The sequence below is a fragment of the Anaerococcus groningensis genome (assembly GCF_046365465.1).
In the GTDB taxonomy this organism is placed as follows: domain Bacteria; phylum Bacillota; class Clostridia; order Tissierellales; family Peptoniphilaceae; genus Anaerococcus; species Anaerococcus groningensis.
Window position 1 is genome coordinate 270522 of sequence record NZ_JBGMEG010000003.1, and the last position, 23867, is coordinate 294388.

Genomic DNA, 23867 nt, shown 5'->3' on the forward strand with positions numbered 1-23867 from the left:
AGAATTATTTTAAAATTAAATTTCTTGATCACTTACTTTTTTATAAGCTGCTTTACCATTTTTTATTATTTTATAAACCATATAGATAGCTATTATTAAACTAATTATTAATAAAACACCAATAATACTTGCCGCTTGAGGTAAAAACGCAGATATGATAGCTATAGTATTATTAGCTGCATGTATAAGAATAACATCAGAAATGTTTCTTCTATAATAATATATAGTAGCAAGTAACATTCCTAAAATAAATGTATTAATTCCTTGCAGTAAATTCATATGATAAATTCCAAATACTAAACCATTAAGTACTATAGCACTAGCAGGACTAAATCCCTTTCTACTCTCAGTAAAAATATATCCTCTAAACAAATATTCTTCTACTATAGGAGCAATTATAGCGACTGATAAAGTTTGTAAAATAATGGTAAAAGGATTTGAAGCATTAAATACTGTATTGACTAAGTCTACACTATCCTTTACTAAAGAATTCTCGCCTAACATTTTAATTACTATAGACAATAATATATTACCAAAGCCTGCCGCACCTAGTCCGATTATAACCATTTTCCAAGAATCTTTATTTAACCCTTGATTATAAATATAAGGACCGGCTGTTCTTTTCTTTCTTATTCTAATTAATAGGTATGTAGTTAGACCTATAACTGCCTGTGATATTAATAGTATATATGTAGTTGCTCTTTCATTATTAACATCTAAGCCAAGCGAAGTTAAAATATAAACTATTAATAATGCAAATACATTTATAAAGATTAAAATTCCCGTTGTTTTTAAAATCCATTTAAATTTTTCCATATTCACCTCTTTTTTAATTATACCTTATGTTTCATATGAAACATAAAAAAGAATCCTATAACGGATTCTTTTTAGGTTGGTTTTTGCCTCTAGGATATATTTTTTTAGTTGGGTGGACTTTTTCTACTACTATGTTTACTCTATCATTATCATCGATATTAAAACGATCAATTTCTATTACCTTACCACCCAAAATTTTAATAGCGTTCGCAGCATTTTCTAATTCTTCATCTGCTTTCGGCCCCTTAAGAGCTATAAAAATTCCACCTTGTTTTAGAAAAGGAATGCAAAGTTCAGAAAGTGTAGCCATATTAGCTACTGCACGGCTTACTACAACATCAAAACTTTCCCTATTTTCTTTGGCAAAATCTTCAGCTCTGGTATGGATAGCACGGGCATTCGTTAGTTCTAGCTTTTCTATTACTTCATTCATAAAATTTACTTTTTTATTTACACTATCTATTAGGGTAAGGTCAAAATCTTTTTCTATACGGAGTGGTATGCCAGGAAAGCCTGCACCAGCGCCAATGTCTAAAACCTTGTCTCCTTCCTTTATATAGGATAAAACAGAAAGTGAGTCTTCAAAGTGTTTTACTTTTATTTCTGCTGGATCTGTAATTGTTGTAAGGTTGGTGTGAGAGTTTACTTCTATTAAATAATCAGTGTAAACTTCATACATTTTATTCTTGTCCACTTACTTCTCCTGTCTTTAATCTAATGAGTAATACATTTATATCCGCTGGACTTACTCCAGAAATCCTACTTGCTTGACCAACTGAAGATGGTTTTATTTCATTTAATTTTGCAGCAGCTTCTTTTTTAAGACCTTCAATACTAGTGTAGTCAAAGTCTGCTGGTAATTTTTTCTCTTCTAGTTTCTTAAATTTATCAATATCCGCCATTTGTTTGGCTATATAACCTTCATATTTAATTTCAGTTTGCACTTGGATTTGTTGGAATTTTGGAAGTTTTGGTCTGTCTTTATCAAGTACTTCTACCATAAAGTAATCAAGCTCAGGACGTTTTAATAAATCATAAAGGCTTACACCAGTAACTAAAGGGGTAGATCCTAGTTCTTCCATAATTTTATTCGTTTGCTCTGTTGGTGTTAAGATTATATTTTTTAGACGTTTTTTCTCATTTTCAATATTTTCGTATTTATGAACCATTTTTTGGTAGCGTTCCTCACTAGCCAATCCAATATCATAGGCTTTTTGTGTAAGCCTTTGATCAGCATTATCTTGGCGCATGGTTAGTCGATATTCACAACGACTAGTCATCATACGGTATGGTTCATTAGTTCCTTTTGTGACTAGGTCATCTATTAAAACTCCAATGTAGGCATCTGACCTATCTAGGATAAATGGATCTTCGCCTTTTATTTTTAAAGCTGCATTTATACCTGCTATTAGTCCTTGGCCAGCAGCTTCCTCATAACCAGATGAGCCATTTATTTGCCCTGCAAAATAAAGACCAGAATAAGCTTTTGATTCCAAGGTAAGATTTAATTCACGAGTATCTATCATATCGTATTCAATAGCGTAGGCTGGACGCATAATTTTTGCTTTTTCTAGACCTAAAATAGTTTTATAAAAGTCCATTTGTACTTCTTGAGGTAGGGATGAAGATACACCTTGGACATATATTTCATCTGTCGATAATGATTCTGGTTCTAAAAATACTTGGTGGATATCACGGTCTGGGAAACGAATCATCTTATCTTCTATAGATGGACAATAACGAGGACCAATTCCTTTTACCTTGCCCCCATATATTGGAGAACGGTCAATATTATCCATAATAATTTGCTTGGTTTCTGGAGTAGTATAGGTTAGATAACAATCGTATTGCTTATGATTAGAAAAATCTTCTCCTTCATTGGCAAAAGAAAATGGAACAATCTCTTCATCACCAGCTTGAACTTCAGTTTGACTAAAGTCTATTGTTTTGCGGTCAATTCTTGCAGGTGTTCCTGTTTTAAATCTACGTAAGAAAAATCCCATTTCTTCTAGGCAATCTGAAAGATAAGTTGCCGCTGACAAACCGTGAGGGCCAGAAACTTTTTCAAAATCACCCATCAAGATTTTTCCGTTTAGATATGTTCCTGTACAAACTATAACAGCCTTACAAGGGAAAATTGCTCCCTCGATTGTTTCACATGAAACAATTTTACCATCTTCATAATTTATTTTATCTACTTCTTGTTCAAATAAATCTAAGTTTGGCTCATTTTCCAAAACTTTTTTCATTTCTTCGTGGTATTTTCTTTTACCAGCTTGAACACGTAAAGAATGCACCGCTGGTCCCTTGGAAGTATTTAGCATACGAGATTGAATAAATGTTTTATCAATCACTTTTGCCATTTCTCCACCTAGGGCATCTAGTTCACGGACCAAGTGGCCTTTTCCTGTACCTCCAATATTTGGGTTACAAGGCATATCTGCTACTGATTCTAGCGATGTAGTAAGAACTAAAGTTTTCATTCCAAGTCTTGCTGCAGCAAGACCTGCTTCACAACCAGCATGGCCTGCACCAATGACTACTACATCATAAGTATCTTGTATATATTTATTATTATTTTCCAACACAAAACTCCTTAAAGACCTTATCCATTATTTCGTCAGAAACTGAATCACCAATTACAAGTCCTAAATCATCATATGACCCTCTTAAATCTACTTCTACCGCATCAAGAGGGATTCCCATTTTTATATCAGTTAGTGAATCGTTCAATTTTTTATTTGCTTCATTTAATAATCTCTCGTGGCGAGTATTGGTAATTAAAATTGACTCACGATTAATTTCGCTCGTATCAAAAATATCTGTTATAGTTTCTTCTAGCTTATCAATACCGATATTTTCTGTCATAGATGTTTCTATAATAGGTAGGTCAACATTATCAAAAATAGTCCTATCAAACTTTTGGTCAAGGTCTGTTTTATTTAAAATAATGATAGAATTTTTACCTTCAATAAGGTCAAGAATTTTTTGATCTTCCCTATCAAATTCTCTTGATGTATCAAAAAGGGCAATGATTAAATCAGAAGATTTTGAAAGCTCGATTGACTTATCAACACCAATTTTTTCTACCACATCATCAGTATCGCGGATACCTGCCGTATCATTTATTTTAAGGGTAAAGGACCCTAAATTTATATACTCACTAATCAAATCACGAGTTGTACCAGGAATGTCAGTTACAATGGCACGGTTTTCCTTTAAAAGCGCATTTAGTAAAGATGACTTACCCACATTTGGTTTTCCAAGAATGGTGGTATTGATCCCTTCTCTAATAATTTTCCCCTTATTAGAAGTATTAAGAAGTTTATCAATTCTTGCCTTAGCTTCTTCCATATATTTTATAATTTCATCAGGAGATAGGTCTTCGCCATCTTCTGTAAAGTTTATAGAATATTCCAAACGAGATAGGGCTTCTAATAGAGATTTACGAATAGTTTCAATTTCATTTCTCAAAGACCCATTTAATTGGTTAATCCCTTGGGCTTGGGACAAATCATTTGTAGAATTTATTATATCTAAAACTGCTTCTGCCTGAGATAAATCTATACGGCCATTTAAAAAAGCACGTTTAGTAAATTCACCCGGTTCAGCCAAAACTGCTCCCTTATCTAGGATAAGATTTAAAATCTTTTTTACAGATATAAAAGATCCGTGGCAGTTAACTTCTACTATATCTTCTCTGGTATAGGTGCTAGGACCTGCCATAAAATTTACCATAACTTCATCGATAATCTCACCATCATCGATGATATTTCCATAGCGCATCCTGCGGTTATCTTTTTTAACATCAATTGGCCCACCGTGGATAGGCTCAAATATTTGATCAATTATTTCTTTGCTTTTATCCCCACTCATCCTAACAATGGATATACCACCAGTACCTGTTGGAGTAGAAATAGCTGCAATAGTAGCTTCACTCATAAAATTTTCCTTTCATAGTACGATTGTATCCACTACTTTGACTAGTGGTTATTAACATAAAGATTATAGTGGAAAATTAGTAAAAGTCAACATTTGCTAGCAAAATATAAAAAATTGTATGTAAAATATGTGTAAAATATGAACTAATTATGTTGACAATGTGTAGGAATGGGTTTATACTTATATCATAATCAAATATGGAGGAAATATGTAGATCATGAAAAAAGCACTAATAGTAGCCTTAGCAGCTGGTTTAGTCTTACCAGTAAGCTCTGCTGATGCAGCCCAAGAAAACCAAGATGTATTAGCTGAGATAGTAGATCCAGTGGCAGCGGAAAATAAAGATATAGCTCCTGCTAACTTGGAAGAAAAAGCTCCAGAAGAAAAACTAGTAAAAGAAGCACCAGACCTTAAGGCTGATATTACAAATAAGGATGTAAAAGAACTTATAGAAACCCTTGACCGTAATACAGAAGAAATTAACAAAATTTTAGATGAAGAGCCAGAAGAAGATATTGAAGAAATCTTAGAAGAGGAAGAAACTGGTGTAGAATATGTAAGTGATCAAAGGATAAAATTTGATGGTGTGGCAAAAACAATTGATAAAGTAAATTTACAAGTGTATATCCCATGCGGGTCAAACTTTGATGTAGTTAGTATCAAAGAATATGCAAATGCGGTAAAAGGCTCAAAGCTAAACTTTGACTTTATTGAGGATGGCAAATACATCTACCTAACTAAGGGCAAAAACTACCAAGGTGGTGCTTACAACAAACTTGATAAAGAAAATTCAACACTCACAAACCACTACCAAGGATTTTTAGTAGTTGATGGCAAAGAAATCCCTATTACAATTTATAAAATAAATGGTGAAACCTATATCGATACCTATAAAATCGATGAAGCGCTAGCCTTTAGAACAAGAAAAAACCTAGAAGATAGGGAAGAAATTTTAGTAAACTCAGATAAATCTGATATCAAAGTACCAAGTATAGATGAATTTCACCAAGAAATCAAAAAAGCGGACCACACCATATTATTTAACTGGGCTCCATGGTGCAGAGACTCCCAACATGAGATAAAAATCTTAGAAAGATATGCCAAACGCCTAGAAGAAGAAGGCAAAGGCAAGGTGCAAATTTTAGGAATGATAAAAGATTCTGACAAATACACCAACGAAGAAATCTCTGTATTATTTAAAGAAAAAAATCCAGCATGGAAAAATTTTGGAACAAACGAAGAAATAAATAATGAAATACTAAGGCTAATGGGCAAGGTATATGTAGCAGATAGGGATTCTTACTTTGATATAAAAGATTTAGACTCTCTAAAAACTGACCTTAATGATCCAGATTATTATATAGGCGAGCCAGAAAGATACTACATGTCTTATCCAACAAGCTTTATAGTAGATAAAAACTTAAAAATGCAAGGTAAAACCTTTGAAGACTATTACGAAGAATATTTAAACTTATATCTCGCAAAAAATAATATGACTAGGGAAGACTATGATGATAAATATATTTATGATCAAAATACCTATTGGCGTTATCGTGAAAAATTAAAAGACCGTCCACTTGATGATAGTATTAGAGAAATAATTTACTCAAATTTCCTAGATTATGCCTTAAATAACAAAAAAGTTTCCCTAGCTGATAGGAATCTCCTAGTAGAAAAACCAACAAATGTAGATCCTATAAAAGTTCCTAAAGCAAGCCAAGTAAAAACAACTACAAAATCAAAAACAAACCCAAAAACAGGAGTTGGATCAATTACAGGAATATTTGGCCTCCTAAGTGCAGCAGCCCTAGGACTTAAGAAAACAAAAAGAGATTAGTAGATAAAAAAGCAGTCAGTAACGACTGCTTTTTCTTATAAAACTGTTTTAAAATTAACTTTAATCTTATCCTTAAAAGTATTATAAATTAAAGTCCTTTTTAAAACTTCATCTAAAAATTGGTCTAATTCTTCTCCCTCTAAAAATGAAAAAAAGTAAACATCTATATCTAGTTTTTCTATAAGGCCAGGATCTTCATAGCCTATTACATTTAGTAGGTACATGGGGTTTGAGATTTCTAAATTTGCCTTTGCTTCTATATCTTGAAGGATTTCCCCACGTTTTTTTGCTACTTTCATCATGGTTAGTAAAATCTCTGAAACAATAGATGATACAAATAAGTCTATAGATGTAAATTCTTCTTTTTCCGAATCAAAGGATATGGCTTGGTCTATACTAACAGATGTTTTTTCATTATAAACTTTAACATCTCTATCAAAAACTACAGCCCTAAACGATTTGGAAAAATAATTTATATCATCATGCATAGTCTGCTCTCAATCTATCCCTTGCTTCTACCATGGCGCCTACTTTGGCTCTAATATTCTCATATTCATTAACCGGTCTGTTAGAAAAAGTTGCAAAACCACAATCTGGATTTAGCCATAGATTTTCTTTATTAATGTAAGTTAAAGCTTCCTTGGCCCTATTGTAGATTACATCTACATTTTCTTTTTCATCAAATCTAGGATTTAAAACTCCAAGCCCTAAAATCAGCTTATTTTTTATTCTTTCATCTGCTAAAAGAGATTTTAGTTCCCCAGCCCTTGGTGTGGAAAACTCTAAAGCTAGTAAATCTGCATTTATATCTGCAAATAAATCAAGAAGAGGTGTATAAGGTCCTGTTAGTAAAATACTTTCATCTTTACTCCAATTACCCCTACAAACGTGCATAGAAGCTATAGATTTTTCTCTATCTATACCATCCATAACGCTTTTTATAAGATGAGTTGCAAATTCTAATTCTTCTGTTGGATCTTTTCTTTGGGATAGGGAAGCACACATAAAGGTCCTTGGCCTTCCTTCTGTGAAAACTATCTCTGTTAGAACTGGCTCATCAAATTGGATGACATCTACACCTATTTCCTGCAATGTCTTTATCTCTTTTTTAAAGATTTTTATTATATCTTCGCCCAAGTCTTCCTTACTATCATAGTAATTTGAGCTAACATTTGGTAACCACATACTACGAGTTACCAGATATGGACCTGGTAGGGTGATTTTTACTGGTCTATTGGTAAAAGATTTTAATTTTTCAAGCTCACTTGCTACTATATCTCCTGTATATTCCACCTTGCCCGTACAAATAGCATTTTTTATGGAAGAAGCTGGGACATCTAGGGTATTTAAAATATTTTCAAATTCTCTTTTATCATCCACATAGTCAAGCATCTCTGCCATAGACATTTGAGAAACTCCGCCAAGTTTTTCAGATATAAATGATACATAGTTATCACGGCCTATTTCACCACTTGTTATGATATCAATATCTAAGTCTTCTTGAAGTTTTACTACATCCTTGGTTTTTTCATCTACTAATTTTTCATAAGTTTCTTCATCTATTAATCCTGCGCTAAGTTTCCTACGGGCCATTAATATTTCATGGCCCCTAGGCATGGATCCTATAAGAGCAGTGTTAAATAAATTAGTTTTCACTATTAAAGCCTTCGATAAAGTTTCCTAGATATTCATTTGCCTTTGTAATTTGTTCAAAACCTTCGCGTCTGCCTGGCTTCCATTCTGTAAGGCCTTCTAGGTCCATGATTTCCTTATCTTCTTCTTTGTTATAGTCCATTTTAAACATAATGTCATCAAATTCTTTGATATCTTCATCAGCTACTTCTGGGTTAAAGGTAAAGATGCAGTGGTCAAAGTAATCTGTTTTTGATAAAACTTCTACCTCATTTTTATCAATTGTTCCATCAGCAATCCAAGCATCATAGTTTAAATCAAGACAAAAACTTGCATCTACATCATCATTTAAAAGTGCCTTCATACTATCAAGCTCACCACCAACGTGGTCTCCGTGAAGACCAACACCTATATCAAATCTTTTTTCTTCATAGTCTTTTTCAAATTCTAGGCCGTTTTTGTGTAAGTGATAAATTGGGATTAGTCTTGCTTGAGGAGAATCTATAGCGCCAAAGCCAATAGTTTTTCCCTTTAGATCAGCTAATTCATTAAATTTATCTTTTTTAACTACTAGATAAGTTTGACGATCTCTGTCTGTATCCCTCATGCAAGCAATTTTTTCTTCACCTTCTGTTCTAAGGTGCGCATCAAGGTTGGCAAGTGGAGAGTTCCAAGCAACGTCTATATCTCCATTAACCAAAGCATCTACTTGGAGTTTATAGTCTTTAAAGAAAACTGGCTTAATTTCAGCACCATTTTCTTTATAAAATTTTTCTATCATTTCCCAAATTACAGTAACTCTTGGAGCGTAAATTACAGCTCCTACTTTTAATTTTTTCATTATAAACCTTCCTTATATTTAAAATGCAACAATTAAAGTAGTGGTTGGCCTGTGATTGCTCTTCCTAGCCAAACATTTAAGATATCTAATGATGGAGCCATGATTTGTCCTGCATAGGCATCTCTCATTAGTCTTTCTATTTCTGACATTCTATTATAAGTTTTTCCTCCACCCACTCTCATAGCAAGGTTAGATGATTCAATTGCCCTATCTATTGAACAAACTCTAGCTGCAATTATTTTTGCAACTGCATCTTCTTCTCCATCTACTAAAGATCTAGCTGCAAGCTCTGTTACTGCCTTTGAGCTTAGAGCGTCTGAGTAAATTTTTGCTAAATGTACTTGAACTGTTTCTATGTTTGATAGGTTTGATCCATCTGGATATTTTCTATTTACTGCATAGTCATTAGTTACTTGTGACAATCTTAAGTTTAGTCCTGTATAAACACTAGCAAGACCTAAAATAAAGTATGGAGCTACTATATTAAATACTTGGTCTTCTCCTGATCCTTCTTCACCTATACGATTTACCTCTGGTAAAGTTACTCCATTTAATTGCATAGGGCAAGAAACGTTTCCTTTCATGCCAAGGCCTTTCCAGTGTTCCATTTTAAATTCTAAGCCATCACTATCAATTGGAACTAGCCAGTTGTTGATAGCTCCTTCTTTTTCAGTTGATGGGGTTAAAATTAAATAATAACTTGCATGTGTTGCGCTTGTTACCATGGATTTAACACCATTAAATACAAATTCGCCGTTATCTTTCTTTTCTACTTTTACTTCTGGGATATAAAAGTGAGTTCCTGTTCCAAATTCAGAGTAAGCTAGGGCCATGAATACATTATTTTCTACAATATCATTTACAACACGTTTTTTAATCTCTTCATTGCCTTCATTTAAAACTGTCATTAGGGCTACGTTATGCATCATATAACATAGGCCTGCTGTCGGGTTACTTTCAGCAAAGGCCATTACTGCTTGTTGGTGCTCTACTGCAGTTTTTCCAAGTCCACCCATTTCTTCTGGGATTAGTAGTTTAAAATAACCCGCTTTTCTCATTTCCTCAAATGATTCTACTGGAAATCTGCTCTCCTCATCACTGCTACGAGTATAAGGCTCAATGTGTTCTTTAGCAAATTGTTTTGCTTGTTGGTAAAAATCCATATTTAACCTCCTAAAAAATATCGTTTACATCTCTATAATAACAAGATTATGTTAAAATGTCTACAATTTTATCCAAACTTTTTTGTAATATCTTTTAAAAGTTTAACTAAATTTAAAAGGTAAGTATACAAATAATTTAATTTTAAAGACAAAAAAAGCAGCCTTATGGCTGCTTAGTTTTATTCTTCATCATCCCAAACATAGTCAACTACTACATAGCGTTTTGGCTCTTGGCCTTCTGAGTGGCTGGCTACATTTGGATATTTGCTGATTTCTTCGTGGGCTAGTCTTCTTTCGTAGGAGTTCATGTATTTTAAGTTCCAAGATTTTTTGCTTCTTTGAACTTTTCTTGCTGTATCTGCTGCAAGTTCTATGATTTTTTCATCCCTACGTTTTTTATAATTATTGATATCTACATTTACTCTTAGGTTATTAGACCTTGAATCAATAGATTTTCTTACTAAAAGCTCAATGGCATCTAGGGTCGATCCACCTTTTCCAATAGCAATGCCAGTATCTTCTTCAGCAACTTTTGCATCAAGTTTTATAATTGATCCTTCTAAGTTACCTATTACACTTGAGTTTTCAAAGTGCATTTCTTTTAGGATATTTTCTAAAAATTCTTTAGCCTTATAAAATTTTTCTATGTCTGTTTGTTGCTTTTTTTGGGCAAGGTTTGGTCTTGCTGCTACTTTAAAGTCACTTGCTGAATCATCGGCTTCTTCTTTTTTTATTTTAGATTCTTCAGATTGTGCTGGGTTTGACTCAAAAGTAAGTTTTGATGAGCTATCTATTACCTTGTAGGTATCTGCTATTGGTTTTTCTTTAACAAGCTTGTCTGCTTCATCTCTAAAATCTATATTTTCAATAGTTTTTGGGTTTTCAGCACTTTTTTCTTCTTGCCCTTCCCATGGGTCGTTAACTTTGATATCTAGCTTTTCATTGTTATCGATTTGGCTAATTTTTTCATCCAAATCTTTTGTTAAATCAACACCTTGGCTGTGGTAATTACTGGAGTTTTCTTCAAAACTTTTTATTTTTTGTAGTCTTTCGTATTCTCCATAGTTTTCATCATCATCTGTGATTTCATGGATGCGATCTTCAAAGTCTTGACCTTCTTTGGCGTATTCATCATAGGAATTGTGGTCATCTTCGTAGACTTCTTCGCTTTGGTAGTTAGCACGGGCTTCATCTTCGTAGTATTTGCTACGGTCTTTGATGTTATATTCTCTATCAAACTCGCCACTTGTTAGGGAATCACGTTTGATTTCATTTTCTAAATCTATCATGGCTTCATTGATATCTTCATCAAAGCTTATTCTAACTACTGCATCCTTGGCACCTAGACCTAAAAATCCACTGCTACCTGCTTCTATAACATCAATATCTACTTCTGCTCTAGTTTTACCAATTTCTGCTAGGCCTTTTCTTATAGCTTCTTCTTTATTTTTTGCTTGTTTTATTATTGACTTTCTCATTTTTTACCCCTATGTTATCCTTGGACTTGCCTAGGCTTTTTGATTGTAAAGTGCATTATAACCATAATTATAAGTCTAATTACAGAACTCATTGTATAATAAAGTGGCAGACCTGCTGGTAAGTTTCTAAACATAAAGAAATATAGGATAGGCATCATCAAAAATGTCTTATTCATACTAGCCATAGGTCCTTCAGACATTTGTGGGTTGGTTTTAATTGAAAATAATTGCACTAAAATTTGTGATACACTTGTTGCAAGTGGTAAACCAAACCAATATGGATCTTTATTTGTCAAATCACTTATCCAATAAAAATCTTTTCTAATTCCCTCAATACCTTCTGGGAATACATATTTGGTTGTATCTTGCATTACCCTAAATAAGGCAAGGATTATTAATAATTGCAAAATCATGGTAAGACATGAGGCAAGACCTGGGTTAACATTTTCCTCCCTATAAAGCTCTTGCATTTTTTGCTGCATGATTTGAGGGTCATAGGAATATTTTTTTTGGATTTCATCCATTTTTGGTTTTATTTTCCTGGTATTTTCTGCTTGTTTTTGTTGGGAAATGGTAACTGGGATAATAATAAGGCTAACAAGCAGGGTCATTAGGATAATTGAAATAGCATAAAAGCTTATATTGCTAGGTTCCACTTGACTTGCGGCCAGTGAATCATAAATCCACCTCATTAGTTTTCCTAATAAGGAAGCTAAAAAATTTATCATATTCTCTCCATTTTTCTAATAAATTCTCGTATGTAGGACTAATAGGATCATCTTACAGGGTCATATCCGCCCTTGGAAAAAGGATTACATCTTAAAATTCTCCACAAAGACATAAAAAATGCTTTAAAAAATCCATATCTTGTAAAACACTCAGTAGCATATGCTGAGCAAGAAGGATAGTATTTGCATTTTCCAAAGCCTAATTGTGGAGAAATGTAAGTTTTGTAAAAATTTATAATTTTTATAAATATTTTATTTAACATAAAAAATCTTATTCTTTTTAAAAGCAATACTCATCACATGACCAAAAGTCTTTTTTAAAGCTAGGTAGTCATAGTCTGTGACATGTTTTTTAGGGATAACTACTATATCAACCCCGTTGAGGTTTTTATAATTGTTCCTTACTATATCGCGCAGTTTCCTTTTAAGGGCATTGCGCTGGTTAGCCTTGCCGATTTTTTTGCTAATAGAAAAGCCAAATCTAGGATGGTTAAGGCCATTATTTTTAATTAATATAGTAAAGTCCCTATTATAGAAAGCATTACTTTTTTTGTAAACTTTTTGAAAGTCAGTATCTTTTCTTAAACTAAGTCGCTTTTCCATCTACGTCCTAAATTTCTAAACGTGCTTAAAAGCTAGGCAAAAGATGCCTATAATTAAGCTGTTAATCTTTTTCTATTTTTTTTACGACGAGCTTTAATCACTCTTCTTCCACCTGGAGAAGACATTCTTTTTCTAAAACCGTGATCTTTTGCTCTTTTTCTTCTATTTGGTTGATAGGTTCTTTTCATAGTTACACCTCCTACTTATAATTTTAGACTCATACTATTATATGAATAAAGGGCTATTTTGTCAAGATTATTTAGAATTTTTACGCTAGATGTATAGCTAATGTATAAGAAATGCATAGTATTTTTTATAATAATTCATTAATCCCTAAAATAGCTAAATAAATATACAATGTGGATAAGTTTTTTATGCAAGATTTTATGCACAGCTTTTTAACAGCTTTTAGCCTTGGATATTTATTAGCAAAAGTGATTGTAAAAAATCATTTATCCCCAATTATTGGGCTAAGCCAATATTAAATATAAATAATTTTAATAAATACACAGACTTATCCACATATCAACAAGTGTTTTAAAATTTACTATTCTTAAATTTAGAGTTTTCCCAAAATTTATCAACAGAATGTGGATAAGTTGTCAAAACATTCAAATTATAGTATAATTTGAGGTGTAAAACCCAGGGGAAAAGCTAAAAACTTACTTTCATAAACAAAAAGTTTGTGGAAAACTAAAATTATTATAAGCTATTCCTATAATTTTTTCTATAAAACCCTTGAAAAACAGGTGAATTTTTTATAAACAATAAGTTATCCACAATTTAATCCACAGGTGTGGATAAATAAAAAAACCTTAGCTAAGCTTTGATATATAGACTTTTTACCAATGTGGATAGATTTTCTTATGAAAGGCATGGTAATGATTAGTTTAGAATACATTACAGATGAATTAAAAAATGAAATGAAAATGAATATTGCCGATCAGTCGCAATATGATACATGGATAGACATATTAAAACCTCTAAATCTCTTTGAAAATACCCTTTATTTAGAGATACCAAAGTCAGAAATGATGTTTGTTTACGAAAAAATCTGGACACCGGCCCTCCAAGAGACCCTAGATGAGATAAATAGGGAAAATGACTATGACCTAAAGGTTGTAATAATAGCTAAAGATAGTGATAGCTATAACAGGGTCCTTGCTATGGGCAAAAATTACGAGTCTGATGGTCAGATGAGACTAAAGGAAGTAAATAAGTTTCCAAAACCAATTCTTGATCGAAATTACACCTTTGAAAATTTTGTTCAAGGTAAGTCAAATCAATATGCCCACGCTATTGCAAGTGCTGTTACCCAAGATATTATTAATGATAATCCAAGTAAAAATTATAACCCTCTATTTATATATGGAGAATCAGGTTTGGGGAAAACTCACTTAATGCAAGCTATTGCCCACAAGATTTTAGAAGAACGCGATGATTTATATGTCATGTACATATCCAGTGAACGATTTACAAATGAGCTTATAGCAAGTATCCAACCAACTAGTAAAAATAAAAACCAAAACTTAAACCAAGAGTTTAGAAATAAATATAGGTCAGCTGATATCCTTTTAATAGATGATATCCAGTTTTTATCTAATAAGGAAGGAACTCAAACCGAACTTTTCCACACTTTTAATGATCTTTACTATGCAGATAAGCAAATTGTCCTATCATCAGACCGTCCACCCCTTGAGATAAAAGACCTAGAAGATAGGTTGTTATCAAGGTTTTCATGGGGAATTACAGTAGATATTGGTAAACCTGATTTTGAAACCCGTGTGGCAATTTTACAAAAAAAATCAGATGAACTAGGGGCCTATATAGATAATGAAATCCTAACCTATATAGCAGAAAATATAGATACTAATATCAGAGACCTAGAGGGAGCCTTATCTACAGCCATCGCCTATGCCAAGGGAGATAATAGAAATGCTGTTAGCATAGAAGATGCTAAAAAGGGTGTAAATACTAGGAGTTTAAATAAGCAAAAACATGTAAATATAGATGATATCCAGCAGTTTGTAGCTGAGAGATATAATGTAAAAGTAGCAGACTTAAAGGGTAAGTCTAGGAAAAAAGATATAGTCCACCCTAGGCACATATCAATGTATCTAGCCCGTGATATCCTAGATGATAGCCTAGTTACTATTTCCAATGCTTTTGACCGTGACCACACCACAGTTATGCATGGGATAGATAAAATAAAAGATGAAATGGATTTAAATCCTGATTTTAAGGAAGAAATAGAAGGTTTAAGAAAGTCAATTACCGAGTAAAATGTGTATATCTTTGGGGATAGGCTTGTGGATAAGTTAAAATATTTATTTTTTAATTTTTCCTAAAAGTATATGTGGATAAAGTCTAAAGTTATCCTTGGCTTTTCCTAGAATGATTTTGGAAAAATTATAGCTATATTTAAACATTAGCTTAACTTATCCACATATATACACCCCCTACTACTAATACTACTAAATATATATAGTTATATGAGGAGCAACTATGAAAATTGAAGTAAAGCAAAATGAGCTAATGAATGCTATTAATATAGCAAGCAAGGCCGTAAGTAAAAATACCAATATACAAATTCATGAATTAATATACTTCGAAGCTAAGGATGATAGACTCTTACTGACTGCTTTTGATGGAGAGATAACAATCTTAACTTCTATCCCAGCCCTAGTAAAAGAAGAAGGTGAGATGGCTGTAAAGGCCAACCTATTTTCAGGTATCATTAGAAAACTACCAAATGATACTGTAAAAATAGGAATTAAAGATGGCAAGATAAATATCAAAAGTCAAAACTCAAACTTTAACCTAATTGCTTTTGAATATTTTGAAAAACAAGATTTGACCCTGCCAGATACTGATCCTATAGAAATAGCCAATGATAAATTAAAAAGATCCATCCTTCAAACAGAATTTGCAACAAGTATAGATGAAACAAAGCTTGCTCTAACAGGAATTTTGTTTGAATTAAAAGAATCTTACTTAAATATGGTAGCCCTAGATGGTTATAGGGTGGCTTTAAAGAAAAATAAGATAGACTATCCATCAGCCTTTGAAGATAGTGAATTTATCATTCCAAAAAGATCTCTTATGGAGTGGTCTAGAATAATTTCAGATGATAATACAACCTACATTTATAAAAATGAAAATGACATAGTATTTAAAAGTGAATCCACTACTATGTATTGCAGAGTAATAGATAAAAACTTTATAGATTATAGAAATATAATAAATGATATTTCAGATACATCCGTAACCCTAGATAGAAATAGCCTAGCCCGAGCTCTTGACCGTGCGCAAGTATTATCAGATCCAGGTAAGGCAAATCTTATTAGAATAGAAATAGCAGAAAATCACATGGTTATAAAATCTAACTCAGAAGTAGGGGATGTAAAAGAAGTTATAGAAACAGAACAAAGTGGTGAAGACTTAGACATTGCCTTTAATGCTCGTTACATGCAAGAAGGTGTAAAGGCCAATGAATCTGATAGGATAAAATTAACCTTTAAATCTTCCCTAAATCCTTGCCTTATCTATCCAGTAGATAGCAAGTACGAAGATGAAGAATTTACCTACCTTGTTTTACCAGTTAGACTAGCAAACTAAAAGGGAAGATTATGGAAAATTTAGATTTTGAAGCTGAGATGATAACTCTAAAAGACCTCCTAAAGGCAACTCAACTTGTGCATTCAGGGGGTCTTGCAAAACTTATTATCAAAGAAGAAGGTGTTTTATTAAATGATGAGCCTTGCTTTATCCCTGGCAAAAAATTATACAAGGGAGATAGGGTTATCTTTGATGATATAAGTATAACAATTATATAATGTGGATAAGTGAAATAGAGATTAAAAATTTTAGAAATTATCACAATCAATTTGTAAATTTTAATGATGGTATAAATATTTTTTTGGGAGACAATGCCCAGGGTAAGACTAATCTTTTAGAATCCCTCTACTACCTAGCCAATGCCACCAGCTTTAAAAAAATCCGCGATAGGGACATCATAAGTTTTGGCAAAGAAGAAATGACACTTAAGGGCCTTATTAGAAAAGATAGGTATTTTAAGAAGGTTTTGGTAGATATAGAGGATGGGGAAAAGAAAATTTGTGTAAATGGAGTAAAATATGAGAGAAACAAAGATTTAAAGGCTCTTTTTTCATTGGTCTTATTTACTCCAGAAGACCTACTAATTATAAAGGAAGGTCCAAACCTTAGGCGTGATTTGATAGATGAAATCATAATATCAATTGATTTTGCCTACAAAACCACTAAAAAAGAATATGATAAATTAATTTATCAGAGAAATAAGCTTTTAAAAAATCAAAAATCTCCTTATTTTAACCAGCAATTAGATGCTTATAATAAGGAACTTACCAAGTATGGCTTTAAGATTTATAAACGCAGGGCCAAATTTATAAAAATAATAGATCAATTTGCAAATCAATACCATAGTAAACTTTCAGCTAGCAAGGAAGATTTAAGATTAACCTATAATCCAGATATTGCTGCTAGAAGCTATGAAGATTACTATAATAAATTTATAAGTGCAAGAAATGATGACCTAAGATATATGACCACCCAAAGAGGAGTTCATAAGGATGAGATAGACATATCCATAAATGATAGGCTAATCAAAAACTTTGGATCTCAAGGCCAGCAAAGGTCAGCCATTTTAAATATCAAACTTGCCCAAGTAAAACTAATAATGGAAGTGACAGGTGAAAAATCTGTCATTTTGTTTGATGATGTTTTCTCAGAACTAGATGAAAAAAGATCGCACTTTCTTTTAGAAAATCTAGCGGGCTTTCAGACAATAATTACAGCTACCAACACCAAATCCTTGGACATGGTAGATAAGTCAAACATTAAAAAAATTGCAGCAGGCAAGATTTTAAATGCTTGATAAGAAAGGAAAAATATGACAGAAACTAATTATGATGCCGGTAATATCAAGGTCTTAGAAGGACTTGAACCTGTTCGACTAAGACCTGGTATGTATATCGGTTCAACAAGCGAGAAGGGTCTTCACCACTTAGTTTATGAAGTAGTAGATAACTCAGTGGATGAGGCTCTTGCAGGTCGTTGTGATTACATAAAAGTAACTGTATCAGCAGATAATATAATAAGTGTAGAAGATGATGGATCAGGAATCCCAGTAAAAGAACACCCACAAACTGGCAAATCTACTTTAGAAACTGTTTTAACAGTCCTTCACGCTGGGGGAAAATTTGACTCATCTGCCTACCAATTTTCAGGTGGTCTACACGGGGTAGGTGTTTCAGTAGTAAATGCTCTTTCAGAATATTTAATAGCTGAAGTAAAAAGAGATGGCCACATTTATAGAATGAGCTTTGAACGTGGTGTGGCTACAAGTGACCTTGAAATAGTAGGTGATACCAAAGAAACTGGAACAACCATTACCTTTAAACCAGATAGCGAAATCTTTGAAACAACTGAGTTTGATAAGAAAACTCTAGAACGTAGATTCCGTGAAATGGCATTTTTAAACTCTGGTGTACAAATTATCTTTGAAGATGAACGCGATGGCTACAATCAAACCTTTAAATACGATGGTGGGGTTAGAGAATTTGTTGAGTACTTAAACCGCAACAAAGATCCAATTATGACTACCATCCCACACTTTATAGGAAGCCAAGAAGATACAGAAATAGAAATTGCCTTCCAATACACAGACTCCTACAGTGAAAATATTTTAACCTTTGCTAATAATATCTTAACTCCAGAAGGTGGGACCCACCTATCAGGATTTAGGTCAGCCCTAACCCGTGGAGTAAATGATTATGCCCGTAAATATAAATTCTTAAAAGAAAACGAAGATAATCTCCAAGGAGAAGATGTCCGTGAGGGTATGACAGCCATAGTTTCTGTAAAAATTTCTGAACCACAATTTGAGGGACAAACCAAGGCAAAACTTGGTAACTCAGAAGTAAGGGGAGCTGTGGATACATTTTTCTCTAAAAAATTAGAAGCCTTTTTAGAAGAAAACCCAAAAGTTGCATCAACTATCTTAGATAAGGCCCTATCTTCCAGAAGAGCCAGAGAAGCTGCAAGAAAAGCAAGGGACTTAACTCGCAAAAGATCTATTTTAGATAGCGCAACTCTTCCAGGAAAACTTGCTGACTGCCAATCAACAGATATAAATGAAAATGAAATCTTTATCGTCGAAGGTAACTCAGCTGGTGGTTCTGCCAAGGGTGGCCGTGATAATAGAATCCAAGCTATACTTCCCCTAAGAGGAAAAATCTTAAATGTAGAAAAAGCAAAATTAGATAGGATTTTAAACTCAGAAGAGATTAAGGCGATGATAACAGCCTTTGGTACAGGTATAGGTAAAGACTTTGATAGATCAAAATTAAGATACGGCAAAATCATCATCATGACAGATGCCGATGTCGATGGTGCCCACATCCGTACCCTACTTTTAACATTTTTCTATAGATATATGAGAGAATTAGTAGATGAAGGCCACATTTACGTTGCTCAACCACCCCTATATAAAATCAGCCACGGAAAAACTGAACGTTATGTGTATTCAGATAATGAACGTGATAAAGTTCTAAAAGACCTTGATGGGGCAAATTATAAAATTAACCGTTATAAGGGTCTTGGGGAAATGAATGCAGAACAACTTTGGGAAACTACTATGAATCCTGATAATAGAGTACTCTTAAGGGTAAATGCAGATGCTGATTCAACAAGCACAGATGATACCTTTAGCCTACTTATGGGAGAAAAAGTAGAACCAAGACGTGAATTTATAGAAGAAAACGCCAAATACGTAACTAATATCGACGTATAGGAGGCAAGATGATAGAAATAAATAATGAACATAATATTATAAATGTTGACCTAGAAGATAAGATGAAGGATGCCTACCTAGATTATTCTATGTCAGTTATAGTTTCCCGTGCCCTGCCAGATGTGCGCGATGGACTAAAACCAGTTCATAGAAGAATTCTTTATGGTATGGAAGGCCTAGGTCTTGATCCAAATAAACCAACTAGAAAATCAGCCAGAGTTGTTGGGGAAGTAATGGGTAAATATCACCCTCACGGTGACTCTGCAATCTATGATGCCCTAGTAAGACTTGCTCAAGATTTCTCAACTAGATATCCTCTAGCCCAAGGCCAAGGTAACTTTGGTTCAGTAGATGGGGATGACCCTGCTGCTATGCGTTATACAGAAGTACGTATGAGCAAGATTGCCAAAGAAATGCTACGCGATATCAACAAAGATACCGTAGATTTTATGCCAAACTTCGATGAAGAAGAAAAAGAACCAGTAGTATTGCCATCTAGATTTCCAAATCTTTTAGTAAATGGATCTAGTGGGATAGCTGTAGGTATGGCAACAAATATGGCACCTCATAACCTAAATGAGTCCATAGATGCATCCATTGCTTACATGAAAAATCCTGAAATCTCAATTGAAGAATTAAATGAAATTATAAAAGGACCAGACTTTCCAACAGGGGCAAAAATCCTTGGTAGAAAAGGGATTAAGGATGCCTATAAAACAGGTCGTGGAAAAGTAAAAATACGTGGTATTGCAGAAATAGAACCCTTTAAGAAAAATCGTGAGAGGATAATAGTCACAGAAATTCCTTATCAGGTAAATAAGGCAAGGCTAATAGAAAAAATTGCTGATCTTGTAAAAGATAAGAGGATAGACGGTATTTCTGATATCAGAGATGAATCTGATAGAAAGGGAATGAGAATCGTAATAGAGATTAAACGCGATTCAAATGCAAATATCGTTTTAAATAACCTTTATAAATATACCCAATTAGAAACAACCTTTGGTATTATAAACCTAGCCTTAGTTGATGGTATTCCACAAGTTTTAACCTTAAAAGAACTTATAAAATACTACATCGACCACCAAAAGGATGTTGTAACTCGTAGAACTCAATTTGACCTAGACCGTGCCAAGGCTCGTAAACACATAGTAGAAGGTTTAATAATTGCTATTGATAATATCGATGAGATTATTAAAATCATTCGTTCATCCTATGATGATGATCAAATTAAGGGGATATTCCTAGAAAGATTTGGTCTAACAGACCTACAGTCCCAAGCTATCCTAGATATGAGATTAAAACGCTTATCAGGTCTAGAAATCGAAAAGCTAAATGCTGAAAACAAAGAGCTTGAAGAAACTATTAACTACCTTGTAGGTATACTAGAATCAGAAGATAAACTTATCGAATTAATCGAAGAAGAACTTTTAGAAATTAAAGAAAAATACGGTGATGCTCGTCGTACTAAAATTGTAGCTGATGAAGGGGATATAGATATCGAGGAGCTAATTGAAGAAGAAGATATCTTAATTACTCTAACTAATGATGGTTACATCAAACGCCTACCAGTAGATACCTATAAGGTACAAAATCGTGGAGGCAAGGGTATTTCAGCAGCAAATACCAAAGAAGATGACTTTATCAAGCGCATCATGACAACAAACACCCATGAAGATTTACTATTCTTTACCTCCTTTGGTAGAGTTTACAGTCTAAAGGGTTATGAAATCCCAGAAGGCTCACGTACTAGCCGAGGACAAGCGATAATTAATATCTTATCCCTAAATTCTGGTGAAAAAATCACAGAAATCATGCCACTTTCTGTTTTAAGTGATGATGATCAGATAGTACTTCAAACAAAATATGGTAAAATTAAGAAAACTGATGCAAATAACTTTACATCTATCCAAAGAAATGGAATCATAGCCATAGGTCTAGAAGAGGGAGATAAGCTAATATCTGCCCGTCATATAGAAAAAGAAGAAGAGCTAATAATCTCAACCAAGGGTGGTATGACTATCCAATTTAATACAGAAGATGTAAGAAGTATGGGCCGTCAAGCTCGTGGTGTTCGTGCTATAAAACTAAATGAAGATGATGAAGTAGTAGCAATGAATATCAAAGGGGATGAAACCTACCTATTAGTAGTAACAGAAAATGGTTTTGGTAAAAAAACTTCTTTTAATAACTTTAGCAACCAAAATAGAGGTGGAAAAGGAATCAGATGCCACAAGGTTACAGAAAAAACAGGTTGTGTAGTAGACACCCTTCCAGTAGACTTAGACGATGATGTATTGATGGTATCCCTAAATGGTGATATGATTAGAATCAAAGCAAAAGACATATCAACCACAGGTAGAAATACCATGGGAGTCACCCTTAAAAATCTGAAAGATGAATCAGATAAAATCGTATCAGTTGCTAAATATGATGCTAGTTTAGGAGTGGAAGTAGAGGAAGAAAATGTTTGATAAAAAAATTGAGAAAGCAGATGATATCCAAACCATAAAACTAATCGGCGATTTAGATGTATATTCTGAAGATGAATTTAAAAGTTTTATAGAAGAAGAAATAGATCCTAATAAAGATATAACCATTGACTTAAAAGAGCTTGATTACCTTGACTCAACAGGACTTGGTATGTTTATGAACATCTATAAGATGGTAAATGACAATGATAAAAAAATAAAAGTCATTAATGCTAAGGATAATATTGAAAAACTATTTAGAATTACTGATTTAACAGATCTATTTGATATGGAGTAGAAAATGGAAAAAATCAGCATAACAATCCCACCAAAGAAACTTTATATAAAATCAATCAGACTTTTTACTGCATCTCTTGCCAGTGACCTAGGTTTTAATATAGAAGAAATAGAAGATTTAAGAGTAGTTGTTAGCGAAGCTATCAACTACAAATTATCTGACACTGATGTAACAATTGAGTTTTTACCAGCAGAAAAAAATCTGGAAATTAAAGTCCTAGGTAAGGATAAGTCTCTAGATGAGCGTGCGTTAAAAATGCGTGATTTGATTTTAAAAGAACTAGCAGATGAAGTTGAAATAGACGATGGAGCAATCAAAATCATAAAAAGGGCTATATAATGACAGCTAAAAAACAGCCAGATAAAAATGATAAAGAATATAAAGAAGAGATAAAAAGAAAGTTTGAAGAATATTATGAAACACGTGATATAAAATTGCGTGATGAGCTTATAGAAGAGCACATGTATATTGTAGATATTTTATCAAATAAGTACGTAGGTAAGGGTATAGAAAAAGAAGACCTCTACCAAGTAGCAAGTCTAGGTTTAATCTATGCAGTAGAAAGATTTGACCCAAGTAAGGGCTATGAATTTTCTTCTTTTGCAACTCCAACAATTATGGGAGAGTTAAAACGCTACTTTAGAGATAAGGGTTGGGTAATAAGAGTTCCAAGACGTATCCAAAACCTTTATAAAAAAATAAATAATGCCAAAAAAGTGTTGCCTCAAGAACTACAAAGAACTCCAACAGTAAAAGATATAGCAGATTACCTAGGAGAAGATGAGGAAACCATACTAGAAACCATGGAAGCAAGTAAAGTATATGCTCCACAAAGTCTTGATATGAAATACCAAGTTCAAAAGGGAGAAAATTCCATAGACCTTGCTGATATGATAGGCGAAGAAGATAGAAACTTTGATTCAGTAGAATTATCAGATCTTATAGATAAATCTACTGCAAGGCTAAATGACCTAGAAAAAGAGATTTTGCAACTAAGATACTATGAGGGCCGCACCCAAATAGATATAGCAGAAACTTTAGATATTAGTCAAATGACTGTTTCAAGAATAGAAAAGAAAATACTCCAAAAATTTACTCTAGAACTAGAGAAAATGGAAAGCATGTAGTCCACGGCCCAGCCGTGGATTTTTATATTTATTTCTTATCAAAAATTTAACTATCGTTTATTAAATGTTTGTAAGGGGTAAAATTGATAATAAGTATCAGAT

The 23867-nt window shown here is 33.2% G+C and carries 23 protein-coding genes; 10 read left to right on the forward strand and 13 right to left on the reverse strand.

Features of this window, described 5'->3' with window-relative positions; translation table 11 throughout:
* Positions 1-15: 15 nt before the first annotated feature.
* From AB9Q04_RS02895 to mnmE, 4 genes are read right to left on the reverse strand one after another with little or no spacing between them, the layout of a single operon-like run.
* Positions 16-816 (reverse strand): CPBP family intramembrane glutamic endopeptidase, encoded by an 801-nt coding sequence (locus tag AB9Q04_RS02895; protein ID WP_410023880.1) that lies wholly within the window; start codon positions 814-816, stop codon positions 16-18.
* Between the two features lie 55 nt (positions 817-871).
* Positions 872-1495 (reverse strand): 16S rRNA (guanine(527)-N(7))-methyltransferase RsmG, encoded by a 624-nt coding sequence (gene rsmG / locus AB9Q04_RS02900; RefSeq protein WP_410023925.1) that lies wholly within the window; start codon positions 1493-1495, stop codon positions 872-874.
* Between the two features lies 1 nt (position 1496).
* The gene (gene mnmG, locus AB9Q04_RS02905; protein WP_410023881.1) at positions 1497-3404 is read right to left on the reverse strand and encodes a tRNA uridine-5-carboxymethylaminomethyl(34) synthesis enzyme MnmG; all 1908 of its coding nucleotides are present in this window, start codon (positions 3402-3404) and stop codon (positions 1497-1499) included.
* Complete coding sequence (gene mnmE, locus AB9Q04_RS02910) at positions 3391-4758, reverse strand: tRNA uridine-5-carboxymethylaminomethyl(34) synthesis GTPase MnmE (RefSeq protein WP_410023882.1); 1368 nt, start codon at positions 4756-4758, stop codon at positions 3391-3393. The genes mnmG and mnmE overlap by 14 nt, the downstream gene beginning before the upstream one ends.
* 217 nt (positions 4759-4975) lie before the next feature.
* On the opposite strand from mnmE, the gene AB9Q04_RS02915 reads away from it, so the two are divergent.
* Positions 4976-6595, forward strand: a complete 1620-nt coding sequence (locus AB9Q04_RS02915; protein WP_410023883.1) for a hypothetical protein — start codon at positions 4976-4978, stop codon at positions 6593-6595.
* A 35-nt stretch (positions 6596-6630) separates the two neighbouring features.
* Here the strand turns inward: AB9Q04_RS02915 and AB9Q04_RS02920 are convergent, their stop codons facing one another.
* The 9 genes from AB9Q04_RS02920 to rpmH all read right to left on the reverse strand — a co-directional run bounded on the left by AB9Q04_RS02920 (position 6631) and on the right by rpmH (position 13228).
* A complete protein-coding gene (locus AB9Q04_RS02920; protein ID WP_394010787.1) occupies positions 6631-7083 on the reverse strand; it encodes an OsmC family protein in 453 nt (150 codons plus the stop codon).
* Positions 7076-8251, reverse strand: coding sequence for a 5-methyltetrahydropteroyltriglutamate--homocysteine methyltransferase (locus AB9Q04_RS02925; protein ID WP_410023884.1), 1176 nt, complete (start codon positions 8249-8251; stop codon positions 7076-7078). Before AB9Q04_RS02925 ends, AB9Q04_RS02920 begins: the two co-directional genes overlap by 8 nt.
* On the reverse strand, positions 8241-9068 hold the full coding sequence (locus AB9Q04_RS02930; protein ID WP_410023885.1) for a phosphate/phosphite/phosphonate ABC transporter substrate-binding protein: 828 nt from the start codon (positions 9066-9068) through the stop codon (positions 8241-8243). Before AB9Q04_RS02930 ends, AB9Q04_RS02925 begins: the two co-directional genes overlap by 11 nt.
* Before the next feature lie 32 nt (positions 9069-9100).
* Positions 9101-10231: an acyl-CoA dehydrogenase family protein gene (locus tag AB9Q04_RS02935; RefSeq protein WP_410023886.1), complete on the reverse strand. Its 1131-nt coding sequence runs from the start codon at positions 10229-10231 to the stop codon at positions 9101-9103.
* 179 nt (positions 10232-10410) lie between these two features.
* The gene (locus tag AB9Q04_RS02940) at positions 10411-11709 is read right to left on the reverse strand and encodes a Jag family protein (protein ID WP_410023887.1); all 1299 of its coding nucleotides are present in this window, start codon (positions 11707-11709) and stop codon (positions 10411-10413) included.
* Positions 11710-11723: 14 nt separating this feature from the next.
* On the reverse strand, positions 11724-12437 hold the full coding sequence (locus AB9Q04_RS02945) for a YidC/Oxa1 family membrane protein insertase (protein ID WP_410023888.1): 714 nt from the start codon (positions 12435-12437) through the stop codon (positions 11724-11726).
* A gap of 47 nt (positions 12438-12484) precedes the next feature.
* A complete protein-coding gene (gene yidD, locus AB9Q04_RS02950; protein WP_410023889.1) occupies positions 12485-12700 on the reverse strand; it encodes a membrane protein insertion efficiency factor YidD in 216 nt (71 codons plus the stop codon).
* Positions 12690-13040: a ribonuclease P protein component gene (gene rnpA, locus AB9Q04_RS02955; RefSeq protein WP_394010795.1), complete on the reverse strand. Its 351-nt coding sequence runs from the start codon at positions 13038-13040 to the stop codon at positions 12690-12692. The genes yidD and rnpA overlap by 11 nt, the downstream gene beginning before the upstream one ends.
* A 53-nt stretch (positions 13041-13093) precedes the next feature.
* Positions 13094-13228, reverse strand: a complete 135-nt coding sequence (gene rpmH / locus AB9Q04_RS02960; protein ID WP_394010796.1) for a 50S ribosomal protein L34 — start codon at positions 13226-13228, stop codon at positions 13094-13096.
* 693 nt (positions 13229-13921) lie between these two features.
* Between rpmH and dnaA the strand changes: the two genes are divergently transcribed.
* The 9 genes from dnaA to AB9Q04_RS03005 all read left to right on the forward strand — a co-directional run bounded on the left by dnaA (position 13922) and on the right by AB9Q04_RS03005 (position 23765).
* Positions 13922-15322: a chromosomal replication initiator protein DnaA gene (gene dnaA / locus AB9Q04_RS02965; RefSeq protein WP_410023890.1), complete on the forward strand. Its 1401-nt coding sequence runs from the start codon at positions 13922-13924 to the stop codon at positions 15320-15322.
* A gap of 223 nt (positions 15323-15545) precedes the next feature.
* A complete protein-coding gene (gene dnaN / locus AB9Q04_RS02970; protein WP_410023891.1) occupies positions 15546-16658 on the forward strand; it encodes a DNA polymerase III subunit beta in 1113 nt (370 codons plus the stop codon).
* An 11-nt stretch (positions 16659-16669) separates the two neighbouring features.
* Positions 16670-16876, forward strand: a complete 207-nt coding sequence (locus tag AB9Q04_RS02975; RefSeq protein ID WP_410023892.1) for an RNA-binding S4 domain-containing protein — start codon at positions 16670-16672, stop codon at positions 16874-16876.
* A complete protein-coding gene (gene recF, locus AB9Q04_RS02980) occupies positions 16876-17955 on the forward strand; it encodes a DNA replication/repair protein RecF (protein WP_410023893.1) in 1080 nt (359 codons plus the stop codon). The genes AB9Q04_RS02975 and recF overlap by 1 nt, the downstream gene beginning before the upstream one ends.
* A gap of 15 nt (positions 17956-17970) precedes the next feature.
* Positions 17971-19872 (forward strand): DNA topoisomerase (ATP-hydrolyzing) subunit B, encoded by a 1902-nt coding sequence (gyrB, locus tag AB9Q04_RS02985; protein ID WP_410023894.1) that lies wholly within the window; start codon positions 17971-17973, stop codon positions 19870-19872.
* A gap of 8 nt (positions 19873-19880) precedes the next feature.
* On the forward strand, positions 19881-22343 hold the full coding sequence (gyrA, locus tag AB9Q04_RS02990; RefSeq protein ID WP_410023895.1) for a DNA gyrase subunit A: 2463 nt from the start codon (positions 19881-19883) through the stop codon (positions 22341-22343).
* Positions 22336-22638, forward strand: coding sequence for an STAS domain-containing protein (locus tag AB9Q04_RS02995; protein WP_394019451.1), 303 nt, complete (start codon positions 22336-22338; stop codon positions 22636-22638). The genes gyrA and AB9Q04_RS02995 overlap by 8 nt, the downstream gene beginning before the upstream one ends.
* 3 nt (positions 22639-22641) lie before the next feature.
* Positions 22642-22977, forward strand: coding sequence for an ATP-binding protein (locus AB9Q04_RS03000; RefSeq protein WP_394019449.1), 336 nt, complete (start codon positions 22642-22644; stop codon positions 22975-22977).
* Positions 22977-23765 carry a SigB/SigF/SigG family RNA polymerase sigma factor gene (locus tag AB9Q04_RS03005; protein ID WP_410023896.1) on the forward strand — a complete coding sequence of 263 codons (789 nt, stop codon included), beginning with the start codon at positions 22977-22979 and terminating at the stop codon, positions 23763-23765. The genes AB9Q04_RS03000 and AB9Q04_RS03005 overlap by 1 nt, the downstream gene beginning before the upstream one ends.
* The last annotated feature ends 102 nt before the right edge of the window (positions 23766-23867 follow it).